The 13,883-nt window shown below is 37.2% G+C and carries 12 protein-coding genes; 1 reads left to right on the top strand and 11 read right to left on the bottom strand.

The window, feature by feature from the left end; genetic code table 11:
• Window positions 1–18 precede the first annotated feature (18 nt).
• Together KJS37_RS05810 and spx are read right to left on the bottom strand one after the other, a co-directional pair.
• The gene (locus KJS37_RS05810; protein ID WP_213496323.1) at window positions 19–1,116 is read right to left on the bottom strand and encodes a lactate oxidase; all 1,098 of its coding nucleotides are present in this window, start codon (window positions 1,114–1,116) and stop codon (window positions 19–21) included.
• A 44-nt stretch (window positions 1,117–1,160) separates the two neighbouring features.
• Window positions 1,161–1,556: a transcriptional regulator Spx gene (gene spx / locus KJS37_RS05805; protein WP_213496322.1), complete on the bottom strand. Its 396-nt coding sequence runs from the start codon at window positions 1,554–1,556 to the stop codon at window positions 1,161–1,163.
• A gap of 352 nt (window positions 1,557–1,908) precedes the next feature.
• Between spx and KJS37_RS05800 the strand changes: the two genes are divergently transcribed.
• Window positions 1,909–3,264, top strand: coding sequence for an MFS transporter (locus KJS37_RS05800; protein WP_213496321.1), 1,356 nt, complete (start codon window positions 1,909–1,911; stop codon window positions 3,262–3,264).
• 179 nt (window positions 3,265–3,443) lie between these two features.
• Here KJS37_RS05800 and KJS37_RS05795 read toward each other — a convergent pair whose 3' ends face one another.
• The 9 genes from KJS37_RS05795 to KJS37_RS05755 form a co-directional block, all read right to left on the bottom strand.
• Window positions 3,444–4,070 (bottom strand): hypothetical protein, encoded by a 627-nt coding sequence (locus tag KJS37_RS05795; protein WP_017369340.1) that lies wholly within the window; start codon window positions 4,068–4,070, stop codon window positions 3,444–3,446.
• Between the two features lie 58 nt (window positions 4,071–4,128).
• Window positions 4,129–4,452 carry a rhodanese-like domain-containing protein gene (locus KJS37_RS05790; RefSeq protein ID WP_165714716.1) on the bottom strand — a complete coding sequence of 108 codons (324 nt, stop codon included), beginning with the start codon at window positions 4,450–4,452 and terminating at the stop codon, window positions 4,129–4,131.
• Window positions 4,453–4,461: 9 nt separating this feature from the next.
• On the bottom strand, window positions 4,462–4,749 hold the full coding sequence (locus KJS37_RS05785) for a rhodanese-like domain-containing protein (protein WP_096368232.1): 288 nt from the start codon (window positions 4,747–4,749) through the stop codon (window positions 4,462–4,464).
• Window positions 4,750–4,854: 105 nt separating this feature from the next.
• Window positions 4,855–5,727: an ROK family protein gene (locus KJS37_RS05780; RefSeq protein WP_096368231.1), complete on the bottom strand. Its 873-nt coding sequence runs from the start codon at window positions 5,725–5,727 to the stop codon at window positions 4,855–4,857.
• Entirely contained in the window at window positions 5,727–7,160 is a 1,434-nt protein-coding gene (locus tag KJS37_RS05775) for a glycoside hydrolase family 1 protein (protein ID WP_213496319.1), read from the bottom strand. Before KJS37_RS05775 ends, KJS37_RS05780 begins: the two co-directional genes overlap by 1 nt.
• Window positions 7,161–7,283: 123 nt before the next feature.
• Complete coding sequence (locus tag KJS37_RS05770) at window positions 7,284–8,456, bottom strand: EndoS/ChiA family endoglycosidase (protein WP_213496317.1); 1,173 nt, start codon at window positions 8,454–8,456, stop codon at window positions 7,284–7,286.
• Window positions 8,457–8,491: 35 nt separating this feature from the next.
• Window positions 8,492–9,811, bottom strand: a complete 1,320-nt coding sequence (locus KJS37_RS05765; RefSeq protein WP_213496315.1) for a glycoside hydrolase family 125 protein — start codon at window positions 9,809–9,811, stop codon at window positions 8,492–8,494.
• Window positions 9,789–12,413 carry a glycoside hydrolase family 38 N-terminal domain-containing protein gene (locus KJS37_RS05760; protein WP_213496313.1) on the bottom strand — a complete coding sequence of 875 codons (2,625 nt, stop codon included), beginning with the start codon at window positions 12,411–12,413 and terminating at the stop codon, window positions 9,789–9,791. Before KJS37_RS05760 ends, KJS37_RS05765 begins: the two co-directional genes overlap by 23 nt.
• 30 nt (window positions 12,414–12,443) lie before the next feature.
• Window positions 12,444–13,784, bottom strand: coding sequence for a PTS sugar transporter subunit IIC (locus KJS37_RS05755; RefSeq protein WP_213496311.1), 1,341 nt, complete (start codon window positions 13,782–13,784; stop codon window positions 12,444–12,446).
• Between the last annotated feature and the right edge of the window lie 99 nt (window positions 13,785–13,883).

Here is a 13,883-nt window from a genome sequence, read left to right as displayed (position 1 = left end):
GATTTAGCTTACCCAAATTTAAAGTAAGTCAGTATCTTTGATAGCTTCAATATCTTTAGCGCCAGCTAACTGCATAGTGATCGATAATTCTTTATTAAGATGTTCAAACACTGATTTAACACCTTCCTTACCACCTAAATTTAAGCCGTAAAGTACGGGACGACCAATAGCGACAAGATCCGCTCCACTGGCTAAAGCTTTGAAAACATGCTCACCACGGCGTACACCACTATCAAAAATAATAGGAACACGTTTATTGACCACTTGTGCAATTCTTGGAAGGACAGTAAAGGAAGCTGGTCCTCCATCAAGTTGGCGACCTCCGTGATTAGAGACCCAAATACCATCAGCACCAGCTGCAATAGCCTCCATCGCATCAACTGGATCTTGGATACCTTTCACAATAACAGGAAGATTTGTCCAGTTTTTAATTTTTTGGATATCGGATAGGACAAGTCCCTGTTTTGCTTCCGCATAAATTTCAAAAATACCTTTTCCAACACCATCAGATTCAGAAAAAGCTGCCAAATTTGGCATTGGAAGTGGAAATTGGAAGTGATTAATCACATCTTCTTCACGATAACCACCTAATGTAGAATCCGCAGTTAAGATAATTGCTTTTACTCCGGATTTCACAGCTTTTTCAAGCAAAAATTGATTAAATTGGTCATCTTTACTCATATAAAGTTGGAAAAATTGCGGGGCGCCATTAACAGCTGCGGCTGCATCTTCCACAGATGTTGAGCCATAAGTTGAAATAGAGAAAAGTGAACCCACTTCTTCCAGGGCTTTAGCTGTATCCACTTCTCCTTCCATATGAGCCAATCCTTGTGCAGCAACTGGAGCTTGAATAATTGGAGTCTTAAGTTCAATTCCAAAAATGTTAGTGCTCAAGTTTGCCGAATCAATCCCCCGTAGTACTCGAGGTGATATTGTTTTCGTGTTAAAGGAAGCCGTGTTTTCACGCATTGTCCATTCATCCTCTGCGCCGCCACGAATATAACCAAACGCCCCCTTATTCCCTTGAGCTTCCATACGCTCTTTTACACGTCCCTCAAGGGAAGCAATATTTACGATTTCTACTTTTTGTTCATCATTACTAGTAACATATGACATGGTTATTTCCTCTTTCTTTTCTATTATTTTTTCAGATAAGCACTTTAAGCTACAGCACTCTTTGTTTCTTGTAATTCAATTTGACGATACTCCCTCGAAAAGAAACTGCGCAATTGATCTTCATTAAATCCAGCTTGTAGCTGTGGACCTTTTACTAAAAGTGGTCGGCGAAGAAGTTCTGGATGTTGTGAGATGAATTTTGTCCATTCTTTAATCGTCATGTCTTCGACATTAACGCTTAAATTTTTAAATGCTTGTGAACGCGTTGAAATGAGATCTTCGGTGCCATTTTCTGTTTTAGCCAACAACTCACCAATCTCCTCTTCTGTCAAGGGATCAGCAAATAAGTTATGCTCTGTGTATTCCAGATTGTGGTTTTCTAACCAAACTTTTGCTTTTCGACAGCTAGTACATGAGGGAGTGTAGTAAAATTTAATCATTCTGTCTTCTCCATTTTATTTCTATTGTAGAAAGTGAAATTCACTCATCCATTTTGTTTACGTTTGTAAACACAACTATATAATAACTCCTTTTTCTCAAAATATCAATAATTAAGTAATAAATACAGGTTAAGTTTTTGGTATTTAAATTACATATGTATTTCTCTTGTATTTCTTTAATTCGAGATTCACATTTACAGTTGCATTTTTTTATCATAGAAGTTATAATGGAAAAGTTATAACTTTCGTACAGATAACATAGATTTATGTTGATATTATACAGAGGCGAAATTATTATTTTAGGATAATAATTTCGCCTCTTTTTGTTTAAATTAGGAGGACATTTAACTGCATGAATAAAAACAAACAATTTCATCTCTTAGGTGCTGTCATTGCTACTGGGCTCTTGTCTTTTTCAGGAGTATTAATCGAAACAGCGATGAACGTGACCTTCCCCCAATTAATTACTGAATTCGGGCTAAGTACTTCCAAGATACAGTGGGTGACCACCATTTATCTATTAGCTATTGCGATTATTATTCCATTGTCTTCGTATTTTAATCAGCGCTTCTCCTCTCGGAAGCTCTTCATATCTGGGAATCTCCTTTTCTTTTTAGGTGTTCTGATTAATTGCTTCTCACCTAACTTTACACTCCTATTAGCGGGGCGGCTTTTACAAGGTGTCGGAACTGGTATTGCTTTACCTTTAATGTTCCACCTTATTTTAACCAAAGCACCACTTGAAAAGCGCGGTATGATGATGGGATTGGGCACAGTCACAACATCGATTGCTCCTGCTATTGGTCCCACTTATGGTGGCATTATCTCTAATGCACTAGATTGGCGCTACATTTACATCTTTTTACTTCCATTAATTGTTTTATCCCTAATTATTGGCCTTTCCTCGCTTCCAGAAGAGAAAAAACAAACGACAAAAAAACTGGCGCTTCAACCAGTATTGGCGCTTTCTGTCATGTTTTTCGTCTTCATTTCTGCCTTGAGTGCCGAACAAATTCTGACCTTTGTAATTCTCTTTATTATCGGTATTTTAAGTGCTCTCCTCTTTGTTTATTATAATCGTAAAGAGACACTGATTGAATTATCGATACTACGTCATCGTAAATTTGTCGCACTCCTCTTCGCTCTTCTTGTGTACCAAGGCCTTCTTTTAGGTTTATCCTTTATTTTACCTAATTTTATTCAAGTTTCTGCTGGATATAGCTCTGCTGTAGCTGGACTCTTTATGTTTCCTGGCGCTCTTGTCGGTGCAATACTTGCACCTATTTCTGGGAAAATTTTGGATCAAGTTGGTGCTAAAAAGCCGATTACCTTTGGTCTGTTAACCGCAAGCTTAGGTATCGTTTTACTCTTTATTTTCCTCCCAACACAGTCACTTCTTTTATTGTTGATTGCGCATATCGTTATGATGCTTGGGCTGGGAGTATCTTATAGCAACTTAATGACCAGCAGTCTCAGTACACTTTCATCTGAAGAGCTCTCAGACGGAAATGCATTGGTTAATACATCACAGCAATTTATTGGAGCGATTGCAACTGCTTTGGTAGCCAACATTCTTTCTGTGTTTCAGCACGCTCAAGGGTTTAAAGAAGGCACCCAATTTGGAACATCAGTCATTCTCATTCTCTTCTTCGTATTAGTAATTTTGGGACTCTTTGCAAGTTATTCTGCATTGAAAAAGAGAGGATGATAAAAAAGAGCACATTAGTGCTCTTTTTTATTTATGTAAACTAACTTAAAAATTATAGAATCACAGAGAAAGACCAGTAATCATGTTCCATAAAGCATATTGTATGATTAAGACACCAATCTTTTCATTACTGTTTATTTTTATATATACATATTTTAATTTATGTAAAATAACAATCATTATATTGTTGCGTCAGATAGTTTGAAGGTCACTAATGTTTCTGCAGGATAGGCTGCTAATTGACTAGCAAAGCTATCGTCGTCGTCTTTCTTGACCTTGGCTTTAAGATTAATACTTACTTTATGATGTTCTTCGGACAGGATATCGTAAAGAGACTTGAGATCTGCAATATCCTGACTACTTGCTTTAGGTAATACTGTATATTTAGCATATTCAGAATCAAACCATGAACTTTCTTTCTCAAAATCGACAGGTGAATTTTCATTGATTTGAAGCTTGACAGTAATGCTGTAATCATAGCCTTGTTGCTCTATTATTTTAGCGATTTTCACCATATCTTCGTATGTTCCTGAAGCTTTAAGTTTCAGCGTTGCCTTATAGGTGATACCGGCAAGTTCAAAGCTCTCCGCAATTTTAAATGGATCTTGTTCACTACCTTCTTTATCTACTTGTGGAGGAAAGAAATTAACTGAAATAGAATAACCTTCAGTCAAAAGTTGCTCGTACTGTTTAATAACTTCTTCTGGTTCCAAGTCATCCATATACTCGTTAAACGTACGTTCTGTTAATTTGTTGCTCTCAAGAGCTTCTTCTTTAGGATAAATTATTTTTACTTGATAAGTCATACATGTATTATAGCAAAAAAAGAGAGGGACTTGTTAATCCCTCTCGACATTTCTACTTTTAATCTTTTCTTGTCACTTTACCTTGCCAAGCCACCATACCACCAGATATGTTTATTACGTTATAGTTCATTTTTGAAAGTACTTTACAGGCCTTTTTTGATCTCATACCTGATTGGCAAATCACAAAATACTTTTTATTAGTGTCTAACTGCGCTGTAGAAACTTGGTTCAGAGGAATATTTCTAGCTCTTCGTATATGTCCTTTTTTATATTCATAAGGTTCTCGCACGTCAATAATTTCTTCTTTTACCTGATTATTCCTTAGATGTGCAGCAAGCTCTGTTGTTGTTATACTCTTAATTTTCGTAAATAATCCAAACATCGTTTCTCCTTACTGCGCCAAGCATCCGTCCCAAGCATTTGTACCGCCCAAGACATTAATAACATCGATATCGTTTGCGGTAAGCCACTGTGTCACCTGTGCTGATCGAGCCCCTGATTGACAGATAATATAACTTCCATTATTAACTTCCTCCAGACGACTTTCTATCTCACTCATGGGTATATTACGCGCTGTTGGTACATGCCCAGATGCATATTCGAAAGTTTCCCGTATATCAATAATATCTGCTTCATTTTTCATTACTTCTATTAAATCTTGCATTGTGATTGTTTTCATTCTTTTTTCCTTTGTTTTATTAATAATACCATTATATACCCCTAAGGGTATATAATCAAATTTAATGCTTTATAAAAAAAGACATAGGAGACTATGTCTTTTTTTTTACGCTTTGTTTTGTTGAAAATTTACGACTGCACCAATGAGATTTGCGGAATTACGATAGTGACAAACTTTAATCTCAGGCAAAAAAGGCGGAATTTCTAAATTCTTGATTATCTTTTGAAGCTGTTTATTAAGTTCTGGAACCAGCCACTCAGCTTGTGAAACAGCTCCCCCTATGACTATAAGTTCAGGATCAAAGGCATACTGGAGATTGTAAATACCTTTTGCGACATTAAATGTGAAACGCTCCATTTCCTCTTGCGCGACACTATCATTTTCCTCTCTTGCTCGTCTGAAGACCTCTTGACCTGTAAGCTCTGTTTTTTGCCGGATATTGTAGCGTTTAGCCATATTTACAGCTGTACCTAGATCTGAAAAAGTATGCTTTTCATCCATCAGCATGAAGCCGAATTCCCCACCAAAAAGATGGTTCCCATGGTGAATTTTTCCATTGAGAACGACTGCTCCCCCTACACCTGTCCCGAGTACTAGAAAAAGTACATTTTGTAGATTCTTCGCTGCTCCATATGCAACTTCGGCAAGAGCAGCACAATTGGCATCATTTTCTATAGTCAAGGGCAAGCCTAGCTTTTCTTCTAGTACGTGATGAATATTAAAACCGTGAATATAAGGCAAGGCACTGAATCCTTCAATATAGCCAGTTTTCTGATTAACAGCTCCAGGGGAACTCATCGCAATACCTGTTATATTTATCTTTTCTCGTCTCATCTCACTTACAATGTCCTTCAGGCAGCTGTAATAACCTTTGAGGTCATTGGGTGTGCGTTTCGATTTAACTTCTCCCAATTTTCCTTCCGAGAAAAGACTATATTTAATGCTGCTTCCACCAACATCAATTGTTATCAGTACCATTATTCATTCCCTTTCAGTTTTTGTAACAGTGTTTCTTCAATGTCAACACTTGAGCTTTCTGAAACTTTACGGTACCAATGTGCTGATTTTTTTAGTTTCTTGATTTGTCTATGAACATCTAGAGAAATTAATCCATAGCGATTTTTATAGGAATTACGCCAGCTCCAGCAGTCTATTGGTGTCCATGTGTGATAACCTAAGCAGGCAGAACCTTCAACCATTGCTTGGTGTAAATAATAAAGGTGCTCCGTCATAAATTGAATACGATAATCATCTTGGATAATACCCGCTCTATCCTCAAAACGTGCTTCATTTTCGACACCCATTCCATTTTCTGAGATAAACCAAGGGATATTGTCATAATCATTTTGTATCGTTTTTGCTATATTATAAATTGTCTGCGGGTGAATCTCCCAACCTCTATCTGCATTCATACGAACCCCTCTTTTGTTAAAGGGAGCGTAATATTTTTCCGGTAGCCAGTCCTGAGCCAAACTGTCGCTCGAAAACTCTGGCTCTTGAACACGACTTGGATGGTAATAATTTACTCCTAAAAAGTCCACTGTATTGTGTTTTATCACTTCCAGCTCTTCAGCAGTGCTTTCCCATAATACACCATCTTGCTCTAAAATATTTACGAGTTCTTGTGGGAACTCTCCTTTTACTGAAGCATCTAAAAACAGTTGATTTTGCCATAAATCAGCAAAATGAGCTGCTTTTAGGTTCTGTATTTCTCCATCCTTAGCATAATTCGGTGTTAAGTTGAGGATGATACCAATCTTAGATTTGGCATTGTTATTGATTTTTCTAAATCTTTCAATCGCTAAACTAGAAGCTAATTGTAAATTATAAGCAACTTGAACAGCTTTTTTACCATCTTTAAGGTCGGGATAATGGAAACCTAAAAGATAGCCACATTCGACAACTACTATCGGCTCATTATGTGTGAACCATTCTGTTACACGATCACCAAATAAGTGAAAGCATTGCTCCGCAAACTGAGCAAAGAGTTGAGCAACCTTTTTACTTTCCCATCCGCCATATTTATGGAGAAGCTCCACAGGTAGATCAAAATGATGTAAGTTCATCATAGGCCGAATTCCGGCAGCTAAGAAAGTATCAATTACGCGGTTATAGAACGCCACTGCTTGAGGATTAGTCTTCCCAGTCTCAAAATCCTCAATAAGTCTGGACCACTGAATACTTGTTCTAATACTGTTGAGTCCAGCTTTCTGCATCAAACAGATATCTTCTTCAAAGTCATTATAAAAATTACTGGCAGTATCTGGACCAATTGAGCCCCAAAATCGTTCACTAAAATGATCAAAGTCATAATCAAAAACATTGTCGTGTTTTTTCTTGAAACGTCCTTCAGTTTGTGGGCCACTTGTCGCTGCGCCCCACCAAAAATCTTTTGGAAATTCTATTTTCATTGTTCTGTTCTTTCTACTTTTCTTCTTCTCAAATAGAAGGATTTATATTTTTTTCAAAAATAGACCCTAGGAAAAGTAAAATCCCCTAGAATCTTATCTGTTTTTTATTCAAATACTAAAGACTCACTTCATGAGTTGTAATTCATACATTGGATCATATTGTGGGCTTATACCATCATTTGCAAAATTATCGCTTGATCCAAGCAAGACTTTATTAACATCATAAATCGACTGGGCTTGATTAATTTGATTTAAAACAACTTGATAATTCTCTTTGCCCTGTCCCACGCGCTTCCAATGATGTAGTGCTATATCTTTGGAATCTTGGAGACTGAAGCCTTTGGCCTGTAAAATGGCTGTTTTCGTCCAAAGGAAGTTTGAAGGCACAATGTGGTTTAAATCAAAATTGTTATATGTTCTGCCATCACGGTCTAAGGCATAAAGAAACATGCCGTACAGTTTATTTTCTGCTGTATATTTTGCTACTTTGTAAATATTACTTTCTCCGTAAGGCTCTTTAGTATCGTACCATCTATTATGGTCTTGCTCTTCCGGAAAGGCTAAGCCAGGCATAAATTTCTCTTTCGGTATAATCCCAGTATAATCTTTTATTGCTCTAGCTGTACGAGTATCATCTGAACCATATTGTTGATAGCCAAGATATGTAAAGCTTTCTGCAACCTCTTTCAATGGATTAAGATTGGAACCATTTGTATCATAAACAAATACAGTACCATTATTTGCAAGAGGGCCAATATATTTTGATAGTGCTCGAATAACACCATTTGAAAGTGCAATATCTGAAGTGCTCGGGTAAGTTTCCATATCAATATCTAAGCCATCAAGTCCATATTGGCGTACATGCTCGTCTAACAATTTATTAGCATAAGCATCAAACTCCTCTACTGTGGGGAAATTTCCTGCATAAGGAATCTTTAAAAGCTCTGAATAATCAATCGCCTTAGTTAACTTCACACCTCGTGCATGTAAGTTAGGAACATAAGACTTTTTAAGCTTTTCAAAAAAGGGTGCAGCGGCATCTTCTTGGCCTTGAGGAACGTAGCTAAAAACATTGACAATATCAATGCCATAAGGAATATCATCCATGCTCAACCAATTTTCGTCTGTAAGGCTGGTATTGACACCTTTCATTTCCTTATCACGCCATGCACGGTAGTAGACCATGGTTTTCGCTTGCTGGCTATCTTCTTGTGCCTGCGCAGAGATTGGACCAAAAATGAGCATACCAAGCCCCACTGTAAGTAAACCTAAAATATAGTGTTTAATTTTTTTCACCTTACTTCCTCCTTAAGAAAACATTTTTAAAACTTTTATTTGTTTTGACTAAACTTTAAGTATCGAAAAACCAATTGACAATAAGTCATGTTTGACCAAGAGAACCATTCGCGGGTGTAATTATTTGGATTGTCCACATCAATTCCTTCATGACACTGACCTGTGCCACCATCTGTGGCAACGATTGTCTCTATCTGCTTTTTCATTTTGTCTATATCTTTTGTCGTCAATCCTTCCATAGCTAAAGCTATTGGCCACACATAACGTGGTGGCGTATGTGGGCTACCGATGCCGTGCAAATATTGTCCAACATAATAATAAGGATTTTCTTCACTTAAGCATTTTTCTCTCGTTTTTATATAAAGTGGATCTTCTTCTCCACAATAGCCAAGGAAAGGCAATGAGAGTAAACTTGGCACATTAGCATCATCCATAAAGAGTTGTTTTCCTAAACCATCAACCTCATATGCATAATAAAGATTTTTACCGGACGATACTAAACCAAATTTTTGAATGCCTTCTGTTATTTCTTCTTGAAGCTTCTTTATTTTTCTTTCTAATCTAGGAGAGAAATGTGCTGGGAGCAACTCCAGAAGTTGGTTCAAAACCACTAAAATAAAGCAGTTCCCTGGAATAAAATAACCGTACTCACACGCATCATCACTCGGTCTAAAGGCACTCCAGACCATACCTGTATAACCAATTGGTTCTCCACGTCCTTCATGAGATAGTGTATCGGATGGTGGGCAATTTGTTCTTTTAAAAATATACTCTGAGCTCTCATGATGTTGCTCCGTAATAAAAGTATCAATAACACGTTCAACCGTTGTCCAATAGTCTTCCTTAAGATGCTCGGTATAGCCTGTATGCTTGTAGAGTTGGTAAGCAAGGAATAAAGGGGCACACAAGGAGTCAATCTCAAATTTTCTTTCCCAGACTAAAGGCGAAATTGGAATATTCGAGACATCTTGGCTATAATGACTGTCTGTTGCCTCCTTATTAAAGGCATTGGCATAAGGATCATGATTAATATATCGCATTTGTTGCTTCAAAACACCGTGAATCAGAGATGTTATTTCTGGAATATGATCCGCCATCTCCAAATATGGAAGTATTTGAAAGGTAGAATCTCTCAGCCACATTGCTGGTATATCTCCAGTAGCAACAAATATCTCCCCATTTTCCCGTACTGAAACGGTGTTTGAAATAGTATCTACTATAGCATCTTGAAAAAGTGATGTCGCTCGGTCATCCCATAGACGAATTGTTTCTGCATGTTTTTTAATCTTGGAGATTAACTCTTCTTGTTTTATCAACTCCTTTGTCCTCCTACTATTTTTTGAAAAAGATACCATAAGTTCTAATTTCTCCTGGCCTAAATTCTGCCATTGAAAGTTCTTCTACAGAATTTTCCAAACTATCAATAATTTTTCCTTCTAAGTTTAACAGCTTGATAGCCGCAGGCTCTTGAAGTTTGATAATTCCTGGCATCTTTTGGGAAGTGTCTTGGGGATTATATAACCGTAGTTGTATACCTGTTTGATCGCTGCTGGCTTCCATACTGCTAAAGATAACTCCAATATTTTCTAAAGCTATCATTCGTAATGGTTTTAAGTCGATGTTTTTCTTATTTATGGGGAAATATTCGATTGGTGTGCTGAAGCGATTGATCGTCTGTGTTTGGTAATATATATCTTCTTGTGTTGTAAGTAGATACTGGTTTTGGAGAGACACAGCATCAAAATCAGTATCAATGACGATATTTCCTTCGAAGAAAACATCTCCTAGAAGTTGGCTATCAGGCGTTTCAACTTCTCTAGTTTGCAAACCAGAAGCATCGCCTGGACGTCTTTTTGTATCTGGTCTTCCTAGGTAGCCAACACCCCTAAATACCGTAATGGCAAGCTCCTGTTGGTCCTTATTCAATACTTGAAAATCCTTTGTTCCTTTGCTGAGAAAACTCCAGCTTGTCTTCGCATCATGCAGATTGGCGAAGTGAATCATCGGTCGCATACTTGTAGGTTCTTCTTTGTAGCCTCTTGCTTGCCAGTCTTTCAGATACTTTTCTTCAATCGGTCGATCAATGATACCAAAAGGAGTATCGCTAGTTGAAAACTCAGACTCTACATCTGTTTTAAGCACTAAGCGCAAGCGATGGTCTAGAACTTGATTATTCACATTTAGGCTGAGATAAAGACGATTATCCTGCTTATTGATTTCCAAAGTTAAGGCATAGCTGACTACCCCATCGCGTTTTTTGTCTTTCCGCGATGCCAGATCATATGGAAGCTCCCATTCACCTTCTACAATGATTCGACTTAGAAATTCTCCTTGCTCCACGCGAGAAGTGTGACTGTTTTTAAAGTTCAGGTTTAAAATCCAGTCATCAAATGCTGGAGAATAATCGTAGGTATCCCCTTCATCTCCCCCATCTTCAAAAGAGAGAAAGTCTAAGTATTCTTTACTGTTTTTCTTAAGATAAAGATTGAAGTTCCCATCTGTAAACTCAATCTTATAAAAATCATTTTCAATACTGTCTGCGTTGACTAGTGTTTTGGGATTTTCTTTCTCATCAATGACGTGGTAATGTACATACCCCATAGCTGGTAACATGCATTCTACTGCAATGGTACTGACATAATAACGTTCATCAAGCATTTCTTTGGGGTTTCTGCGAAGCAATGCTGCATTTTCCATTTCTTGCTCAATAAGTTCAAAAGATATTTTTTCTCCTTTATCATCAGCAAGTGAGAAATGTTTATTTGCTGTAGAAAGTTTGACTTTCTTTATCACTTTAAGCTCAAACGGAAGGGGATTCCACATGAAAAGCCTGTCTTCTTGATTCCTATTTAGTGAAATACTTAATTTTCTGAGCAGGTAGTCCATACAAGACTGAGCTTCCTGTAGTCCATTTATGCCCCGCATATAGATATCACGATTAGTTTTGTCACTGTTACACCCGCCAGCACTATCGTGTGCTTGACCTCGGCTTACTATCTTCCATAAGCTATCTATTAGACCTTGTTTCACAGAGATACCATAACGTGCAGCTAACACTGACATTGGCTCTAACTGATAAGTTAACAAACGCTCAATCTGATCATAGACTTGCTTTAAATCATAGCGTGATGAATAGATACCACGGTGAATTTTGGAATCTGTTGGCTCAATAAACTCTCCTTTGATATCAAGAAATTCTTGAGCTTCTTTTTCGAGTGCCTTGAAAAATTGCGGATAGTTACTTTCAATAAACTCTGTTGAGTCTTCAATTTCTTGATTTGCCTTATCGATCCTTGTTTTTAAATTAAAATCAACTGCACGCTGATCTCCTCCCACCGGTAAAAGATGTGCATTGCTACTTGTATGTGTTGATATTCTTTCAACAAGGTCTGAAAAATCATTCTTTTCTACTAAATCAACTCCCGCATAGTAACCATTTTTAATATTGGCTGTCAGTACTTTTGAACCATCATTACTTGACCAATAAAAGTAGCGCGTGTTCGCTTCATTCGGCATCCCGCGCCAAAAAAGGGCATGTTGGATATCAAAGCCATGATAGATTTTCGGCATGTCTTGACTTTGACCAAAAGAATCTGGCAAGTAGCCAATTCTCATCGCACTACCTAGTTCTTCTGCTTCACGAATACCAATGCGTAGATTTCTCACTATTGATTCCCCAGAAGTTGTCATTTCATCGATTTGTGTAAACCAAGGTCCAACAAAGAGTCTGCCCGCCTGGACAAATTTTTTCAGCTGCTTTTCTTTTTCAGGAAAGAGACTGAGATAATCTTCAATAATTGACATTTGTCCATCTAAAGTATAGAAATCTAACTGGTTGCTTTCCAAAGCTTCTAGAACCTCATCCATGTGAAAAATAAATTGCACACGTGCTTCTTGTCTCGTAAAATACCATTCAAAATCCCAGTGGGTATGTGCAACAGTATATACTTTTTTCATGGGTATTTTCCTCTATTTCTTATTTAAATTCTATTCTGCACTGACCAATGCTGCTTGTTCAGCACGTTCTTGTTTCTGGTTAAGAATCACAAATGGAGCATATAAAACAATGTCTAACACAACCAAAACAAGGGTCAGTATAACTGGACTAATATGAAAGGCTCCTAAAACCCATGTACTGATAAAGATAGGTTCATTTCCTGAATTAAGGACAACGAGAGGAACAACCCAACCGATAGATGTTACAACATAAGCGATAACAGCATTAATCATTGGTACAAGGACCCAAGGAATAAACATTAATGGATTAAGAACGATGGGAAGTCCAAAGATGACAGGTTCATTTATACCAAAGCATCCTGGGATTAAAGCAAGTTTTGCAACTTCACGTTCTTTTTCACCTTTTTTCGTAAAGATAAGCATTGCGATAATTAAACCAAAGGTAGCACCTGAACCACCAATCATGGCATAGACGTTGGTCATTGTATTTGGTGCAATAGAAATGTCAGCAAAGCTTTGTGTCTCAGCAAATTTTGCTACATTTTCTAAGAAAATAGGGAGCCAGAATGCTGACACGACACCCCAAACGATATTGAAGCCGTGAAGACCAAGAAACCATAAGATTTGTTGGAGTAAAATAACGATGAGAATAGCGGGTAAACCAGTACCAACTGTCAATAAAGGCTTGATAAGCACTTCAGAAATCATTTGCAGTAAAGAAACATAGCCCAATGATTGTAAAGCAATTCGAATTGCACCAAAGATTAAGAGTACACCACTGATTGGGATTAACGAGAAGAAAGAATCAAATACATTTTGTGGGACATTACCGGGCATTTTGATTGTAAATTTACTACGCGTAAACCGTGCAAACAAAGCCACAGCAATTAGTCCAACAATGAGGGCAGTAAACATCCCTTCATAGCTGAAAAATGATGTTGAAAATCCTTCAATAATATCTGCTTTAGGATCCAAGTAATTGACATTATTAGGAACCATCACAAAATATGCTGCAAAAGCAAGCAAAGTTGCAATTATTGGATTAAGTTGACTATTTTTTTCATTTCTTTTTAGCTCGAAAGCATAAGAATATGCTGAAGAAAAGACCACAATTAGCGCAACAATGCCCAAAGTAGCATTTCCAATATAACCAAATAGATTACTAATATTCGTCAATAAAGCATTATGAATATCTTGGTTTTTAATAAGGGCATCCAGCTGCATTTTGATAAGATTAGAGAAGGAACCTACAACCGTGAACGGTATTGTCCTTACGAAAGCATTTTTAATTGCTTGTAAAATTGTATTCCGCTCCACCCAAGCAGATACTTTTAGTAATGGTTCTTGAAACTTCTGCACATCAATTTTCATAATACGCACTTCCTTTTTCTTTTTTTTAGAAGCCACTTCCACCAAAAAGAAACCGCTTCCGTTTTTCATTATATACAATTTTTTAAAATTTGTAAAGAT

It is taken from the genome of Lactococcus formosensis, from assembly GCF_018403745.1.
In the GTDB taxonomy this organism is placed as follows: domain Bacteria; phylum Bacillota; class Bacilli; order Lactobacillales; family Streptococcaceae; genus Lactococcus; species Lactococcus formosensis.
Note: the sequence above shows the minus strand (reverse complement) of the source record. Positions and strands in the feature narration are given on the sequence as shown.

Coding starts and splice junctions, on each gene's coding strand:
- KJS37_RS05810 (WP_213496323.1), bottom strand. CDS start 1,116: ATGTCATATGTTACTAGTAATGATGAACAAAAAGTAGAAATCGTAAAT.
- spx (WP_213496322.1), bottom strand. CDS start 1,556: ATGATTAAATTTTACTACACTCCCTCATGTACTAGCTGTCGAAAAGCA.
- KJS37_RS05800 (WP_213496321.1), top strand. CDS start 1,909: ATGAATAAAAACAAACAATTTCATCTCTTAGGTGCTGTCATTGCTACT.
- KJS37_RS05795 (WP_017369340.1), bottom strand. CDS start 4,070: ATGACTTATCAAGTAAAAATAATTTATCCTAAAGAAGAAGCTCTTGAG.
- KJS37_RS05790 (WP_165714716.1), bottom strand. CDS start 4,452: ATGTTTGGATTATTTACGAAAATTAAGAGTATAACAACAACAGAGCTT.
- KJS37_RS05785 (WP_096368232.1), bottom strand. CDS start 4,749: ATGAAAACAATCACAATGCAAGATTTAATAGAAGTAATGAAAAATGAA.
- KJS37_RS05780 (WP_096368231.1), bottom strand. CDS start 5,727: ATGGTACTGATAACAATTGATGTTGGTGGAAGCAGCATTAAATATAGT.
- KJS37_RS05775 (WP_213496319.1), bottom strand. CDS start 7,160: ATGAAAATAGAATTTCCAAAAGATTTTTGGTGGGGCGCAGCGACAAGT.
- KJS37_RS05765 (WP_213496315.1), bottom strand. CDS start 9,811: ATGGTATCTTTTTCAAAAAATAGTAGGAGGACAAAGGAGTTGATAAAA.
- KJS37_RS05760 (WP_213496313.1), bottom strand. CDS start 12,413: ATGAAAAAAGTATATACTGTTGCACATACCCACTGGGATTTTGAATGG.
- KJS37_RS05755 (WP_213496311.1), bottom strand. CDS start 13,784: ATGAAAATTGATGTGCAGAAGTTTCAAGAACCATTACTAAAAGTATCT.